The sequence below is a fragment of the Dokdonella sp. genome (assembly GCF_051958935.1).
In the GTDB taxonomy this organism is placed as follows: Bacteria; Pseudomonadota; Gammaproteobacteria; order Xanthomonadales; family Rhodanobacteraceae; genus Dokdonella_A.
This window is the reverse complement of the sequence record NZ_JBQCFP010000192.1, coordinates 1-5,463: the sequence shown is the minus strand read 5'-3', so window position 1 is coordinate 5,463 and position 5,463 is coordinate 1. Positions and strand designations below refer to the sequence as shown.

6 protein-coding genes are annotated in these 5,463 nt (G+C 69.2%); 3 read left to right on the top strand and 3 right to left on the bottom strand.

Annotated elements, in window-relative coordinates; all coding sequences use genetic code 11:
* Positions 1-190 precede the first annotated feature (190 nt).
* Positions 191-661 carry a hotdog fold domain-containing protein gene (locus tag ACTHK2_RS17880; RefSeq protein ID WP_440247094.1) on the top strand — a complete coding sequence of 157 codons (471 nt, stop codon included), beginning with the start codon at positions 191-193 and terminating at the stop codon, positions 659-661.
* Between the two features lie 248 nt (positions 662-909).
* Entirely contained in the window at positions 910-1,347 is a 438-nt protein-coding gene (locus tag ACTHK2_RS17875) for a nucleoside deaminase (RefSeq protein ID WP_440247093.1), read from the top strand.
* A gap of 191 nt (positions 1,348-1,538) precedes the next feature.
* On the opposite strand, the gene fghA is transcribed toward ACTHK2_RS17875, so the two are convergent.
* The gene (gene fghA / locus ACTHK2_RS17870; RefSeq protein WP_440247092.1) at positions 1,539-2,387 is read right to left on the bottom strand and encodes an S-formylglutathione hydrolase; all 849 of its coding nucleotides are present in this window, start codon (positions 2,385-2,387) and stop codon (positions 1,539-1,541) included.
* 97 nt (positions 2,388-2,484) lie between these two features.
* Between fghA and ACTHK2_RS17865 the strand changes: the two genes are divergently transcribed.
* Entirely contained in the window at positions 2,485-2,973 is a 489-nt protein-coding gene (locus ACTHK2_RS17865; protein ID WP_440247091.1) for an NUDIX hydrolase, read from the top strand.
* A gap of 89 nt (positions 2,974-3,062) precedes the next feature.
* On the opposite strand, the gene ACTHK2_RS17860 is transcribed toward ACTHK2_RS17865, so the two are convergent.
* Together ACTHK2_RS17860 and ACTHK2_RS17855 are read right to left on the bottom strand one after the other, a co-directional pair.
* Positions 3,063-4,328 carry an NTP/NDP exchange transporter gene (locus ACTHK2_RS17860; RefSeq protein ID WP_440247090.1) on the bottom strand — a complete coding sequence of 422 codons (1,266 nt, stop codon included), beginning with the start codon at positions 4,326-4,328 and terminating at the stop codon, positions 3,063-3,065.
* A gap of 85 nt (positions 4,329-4,413) precedes the next feature.
* Entirely contained in the window at positions 4,414-5,226 is an 813-nt protein-coding gene (locus ACTHK2_RS17855) for an MOSC domain-containing protein (RefSeq protein ID WP_440247089.1), read from the bottom strand.
* Between the last annotated feature and the right edge of the window lie 237 nt (positions 5,227-5,463).

Genomic DNA, 5,463 nt, shown 5'->3' with positions numbered 1-5,463 from the left:
CGCGGCGCGGTGACCGGCGGCGCAGGTGCAAGCGCGTTTGGCGCGGGCGGTGGAAGCCGCGATGCGTTGGTGGACTGGCGCGATCGGCGGCACGCGCGTTGCGCGTACCGCCCTACACGCATACCCGGAGTTGCGGGTATGCCGGTCGCGTAAAGGGTGCGCTCCTACGGAACATCGACGAGGAAATCGCATGGCCTCGCAAGCACTCAGTCTGTTCCGCCGCCACGGCCGCTCCGCATTCGGCCGCTGGCTCGTCTCGCGCGCGATCTGCTGGCGCGCGCCGTACTTCGCATCGATCGCGCCGACGATTCACGTGCTCGAGCCCGGTCGGTGCGTCGTGCGCATCCGAGACCGGCGCCGCGTGCACAACCACATCGGCACCGTGCACGCGATCGCGTTGTGCAACATGGCCGAACTCGCGGGCGGCCTCGCGACCGACGCGACCATTCCCGATTCGATGCGCTGGATCCCCAAAGGCATGACCGTGCGCTACCTCAAGAAGGCGAAGGGCGCGATGACCGCGACCGCCACCGTGCCGGCGATCGTCGCGGCAACGAGCGGCAGCGAAGCGCATGCGATCGTCGAGGTGCGCGACGCGGGCGGCGAGGTGGTGTTCGACGCCGACATCACGATGTGGATCTCGCCGCGCAAGGTGGGCTGACGCGCGCCCATCTTCCGCGGGCGCGGCTGCGTGAAGGCTGCACTTCAGCCCTCTGCTTCAAGGCGAGGGTCGGGTGGATGGTGTTGCTCGATCGCTCGAAAAACGATGCGAAGCACGGTAGGAGCGCACCCTGTGCGCGACCGCGAAGTTCCGGGTGTGCCGGTCGCGCAGAGGGTGCGCTCCTACAGGTCGCGGCTCGCGTGGGATACTCGGCGCGCGGCATGAGCCGCAACCCAGGGGCGCCACGCATGGATCCATTCCTCCAGGCCGCGATCGACGAAGCCAGGGTCGGCCTCGCCGAAGGCGGCATCCCGATCGGTTCGGTGATCGTGCACGACGGCCGCATCATCGGACGCGGCCACAACCGGCGCGTGCAGAAGGGCAGTGCGATCCTGCACGGCGAGATGGACGCGCTCGAGAACGCGGGCCGGCAGCCGGCGAAGGTGTACCGCGAGAGCGTGATCTACACGACCCTGTCGCCGTGCCCGATGTGCAGCGGCGCGATCGCGCTGTACGGCATCCCGCGCGTGGTGGTCGGCGAGAACCGTTCGTTCATGGGCGAAGAAGCATGGCTCAAGAGCCGTGGCGTCGCGATCGAGGTCGTCGACGATGCGACGTGCGTCGAACTCATGCACGACTTCATGCGCGACAAGCCGGAACTCTGGAACGAGGACATCGGCGTCTGACGCCTCGCCGGCATCCTGCGGGAGCGCAAGCCGCGCTGGTGTGAGGACCGGCGCGCGCGGCGGCACGCGCTGCGCGCCTACCGCCCTACACGCACACCAGGAGCATCGCAACGAGTCCTGCCGCCAACACGCGAGGCGCTGCGCGGCCCTTGTAGGAGCGCACCCTGTGCGCGACCGCAGCATGGCGAAGGCTACGTGCGCAACGCCTGTGCATGATGGCGCAGATGGTCCTCGACGAAGCTCTGGATGAACCAGTAGCTGTGGTCGTAACCGGCGCGGCGGCGCAGGTCGAGAGGCTGCCCGGTCGAGCGGCAGGCGCGTTCGAGGAATTCCGGGCGCAATTGCACGTCGAGGAATTTGTCGGCATCGCCCTGTTCGACGAGCAGCGTGCCGGGGAAGCGCGCGCCGTCTTCGATCAGCGCGGTCGCGTCGTACGCGCGCCATGCGTCGCGATCGTCGCCGAGGTAGCGCGGCAGCGCCTTCTGCCCCCACGGCACCTGGATCGGCGCGACGATCGGCGCGAATGCGGACACCGAACGATAGCGCGACGGGTTCTTCAACGCGATCGTGAGCGCGCCATGGCCGCCCATCGAATGGCCGAAGATCGACGCGCGCGTCGTGTCGAGCGCGGGGAACGCCGCGGCGAGCAGCGGCGGCAGCTCGTCGACGACGTACGAGTACATGCGAAAGCGCGAAGCGAACGCAGGCTCGGTCGCATCGAGGTAGAAGCCCGCGCCCTCGCCGAACTCCCAGTCGCCGGTCGCGCCGTCGATGCCGGTATCGCGCGGGCTCGTGTCGGGCGTGACGAGCGCGATGCCGAGTTCGGCCGCGATGCGCTGTGCGCCGGCTTTGATTGCGAACGTCTCGTCCGTGCAGGTGAGCCCGGCGAGGTAGTAGAGCACCGGTGCCTTCGCGCCCGGCGCGAGCGGCGGGCGGTAGACGCCCAAGCGCATCGCGCCGCCGGTGGTGGCGGACGCGTGGCGATAGAAGCCCTGCGTGCCGCCGAAGCAGTGCTGTTCGGTGAGGATTTCGATGGTCATGTCGATTCCGGGACGTTGCGCCTCGGCGGCGCCGCGCAGTGCATGAGTGTAGTCGTTGCCGGTATCATCGCGAACTTCGCAGTGCGTCCACGCCCCGATGCCCTACACCCCGATCGTCGCCACCCTCGGCTACGTGCTCTCGCCCGATCGCCGGCGCGTGCTCATGATCCATCGCAACACGCGACCGGGCGATCACCACCTCGGCAAGTACAACGGCCTCGGCGGCAAGCTCGATCCGCATGAAGACGTGCTCGCGGGCATGCGCCGCGAGATCCGCGAGGAAGCGGGCATCGAATGCACGGCGTTGGAACTGCGCGGCACGATCAGCTGGCCGGGCTTCGGCAAGCACGGCGAGGACTGGCTCGGTTTCCTGTTCCTCGTCACGGCCTACGAAGGCACGCCGATCGAGGCGAACCCCGAAGGCACGCTCGAGTGGGTCGACGTCGACCAGCTCGGCACCCTGCCGATGTGGGAAGGCGACCGCCACTTCCTGCCGCTCGTGTTCGACGGCGACCCGCGCCCGTTCCATGGCGTGATGCCGTACGAGGACGGGCGCATGGTGTCGTGGAGTTGTTCGCGCGTATGAGCCGCTCGAGGCACCTGTAGGAGCGCACCCCGTGCGCGACCGCCCCATCGAATATCGCGGTGGCGCCGGGCCGCCCGCAGAGTGGGCTCCTACGGCGCCCGCCTGCGCGCCGCTCCCCCATCGAGCAACTGCGCCGTCTTCCACCCGATCGACGCCGAACTCACCGCCGCGACGACCGTGAGCAGCGCGAGCATCGGCGAGGTCGCGCCGAGCAGGCGCAGGCCGTTGAGGCTGCCGTTGACGACGACGTCGCCGAAGCGCCAGACGGAGGTATCGATGAAGTTCTTGGTCTTGTAGCGCGTCTCGGCGTCCACCCGCGTGTAGAGCGAATCGGACGCGGGCTTGAAGATGCCGTATGCGCTCGCGCGCGTGACGACGGCGGCGACGGCGATCCACGCGCCGCCGAATACGGCGAAAAGGGCGAGCATCACCGCCTTGACGATGCCGTCGAGCGCGAGCGCGGCCGAAGGCCCGACGCGCATCATGAGCACGCGCGTCGCGGTGATCTGGAACACCGCCTGCAGCACGTTGACCCACAGGTCGATGTTCGCGGAGAAATCGATGCGCGCCTCGCGCGTGGTGTTGGCGACGCCGTTGTAATCGATGAGGAACGCGTAGATCACGGTGCCGACCGCGTCGCCGAGCAGCATGAGCAGGGCCATGCGGCGCATCAGCGGCGACTTCAGCGTCTCGATCGCGCCGGCGATGAAACTGCCGCCGATGATGCGCTCGTCGCGACGCTCGTCGCCGACGACCGGATGCGCCTTCGACCATCGCGCGAGCCCGAACACGCAGCCGATCGCGACGCCGAGCAGCAGCGAGGAGACGATGAGCAGGCCCGGCACGCCGGTGACGTCGTTGAGCGCCTTGGTCAGCACGGGGCCGGCGATGGCGCCGGCGGCGCCGCCGAGCGCGATCACCGGGAACAGCCGGTGCGCCTGCTCGGCGTCGAACAGGTCCGCCATGAAACTCCAGAACACCGCGACGACGAACAGGTTGAACACGCTCACCCAGACGAAGAACACCGAGCCGAGCAGGCGCGGGCCGATGGTGTCCTGCAGCTGGAAGAGCGGGATGAACGCGATCATGCCAGCGATGAAGAACGCGTACACGACCGGGACGAACACGCGCCGCGGGTAGCGCGCGACGAGCGCGCCGTAGAGCGGCGTCAGCGAAATCGTCGCGATGAAGGTCGACAGGTAGAACAGCGGCAGCGCGGTCGAACCCACCGCCGCCGAAAGCTGGTCGCGCACCGGGCGCAGCACGTAGTACGCGGCGAGCACGCAGAAGAAGTAGACCACCGCGACGGCGACGGCGAACCATTCGTGGCGCTGGATGGCGGGGCGGTTCGGCAAAAGCGGGGCTCCTCGGGGCGCGCGCAAGCCTAGCACGCGTGCGTGCACGGCCTGCGCGGCGCAATCCTGCGGGCGAGACGTGCGGTTAGGCGAGCACCTCGACCGCATCGCCGACGCGCAGCACGCCGCTGCCACGCGGGATCAGGTTCTGGCCGAAGGTGACGCCATCGGCCGTGCGTCGGTAGCTCGTGAGCGTGCGCAGCGGCTCGCCCGCGGGGTCGCGCTCGCCGCGCTCGAAGTCGACCGTGGTGAATACGCAGCGCGTGCACGGCTTGGCGACTTCGAACTCGATCGCGCCGATGCGGATGCGTTTCCAGCCGTCCTCGGCGTGCGGTGTGGTGCCGGCGACGACGAGGTTGGGGCGAAAGCGCAGCACCGGCACCGGTTGCGCGAGCTTCTCGTTGAGAAGATCGAGCGCGGCCTGCGAGATCAACAGCAGCGGGAAGCCGTCGGCGAAGCTCACGAGGTCGTCGTCGGTGCCGTAGCGGCCCTCGTACTTCGCCTTGAGTTTGCGCGTGCAGGCGTCGTCCATGTGCACCAGGCGCAGTGGATGGCCGAGAAATTCGCCGAGCCATGCATGCGCCGCTCTGTCGGCGAGCAGCGGCGTGACATCGGCGCCCCACACGGCCGTCGCGATGCGCTCGCCCTCGCGGGGCGCCTCGACGCGCAAGGTGGGCATGCCGGGCGCGTCGAGGCGCAGCGCATCGCCGTCGTAGCGCGCCTCGACGCGCGTCAGGCGCGCGAGCTGGCGGCCGGTGACGAACGCGCCCGTCGCGTCGACGACCATCCAGCGGCGATCGCCGGCGAGGCCGCGTGTCTCGACGGTCGCGGACTCGACGCGCAGCGGCGCGCCGGATTTGAGCGGGAATAGATGCAGGGCAGAGAGGGTCGCGTTCATCGGGCCATTGTGCCTGACGGCAACGCAAGGATCGCTTCCCTTCCCCCGCTCGCGGGAGAAGGTGCCGAAGGCGGAGCTCGCTTTCCCGTCTCCCGCTCGCGGGAGAAGGTGCCGAAGGCGGATGAGGGGACACCTTGCGAGGCATTCGCAAGCCGTCCCTCACCCGCGCCTGCGGCGCGACCTCTCCCGCAAGCGGGAGAGGTGCGGAGAGCGTCGCGCTCATCGGCGATCGTGTTG

Bases quoted from the DNA above. Each gene is read 5' to 3' on its own strand.
- fghA (WP_440247092.1), bottom strand. From the start codon at position 2,387: ATGACCATCGAAATCCTCACCGAACAGCACTGCTTCGGCGGCACGCAG.
- ACTHK2_RS17880 (WP_440247094.1), top strand. From the start codon at position 191: ATGGCCTCGCAAGCACTCAGTCTGTTCCGCCGCCACGGCCGCTCCGCA.
- ACTHK2_RS17855 (WP_440247089.1), bottom strand. From the start codon at position 5,226: ATGAACGCGACCCTCTCTGCCCTGCATCTATTCCCGCTCAAATCCGGC.
- ACTHK2_RS17875 (WP_440247093.1), top strand. From the start codon at position 910: ATGGATCCATTCCTCCAGGCCGCGATCGACGAAGCCAGGGTCGGCCTC.
- ACTHK2_RS17865 (WP_440247091.1), top strand. From the start codon at position 2,485: ATGCCCTACACCCCGATCGTCGCCACCCTCGGCTACGTGCTCTCGCCC.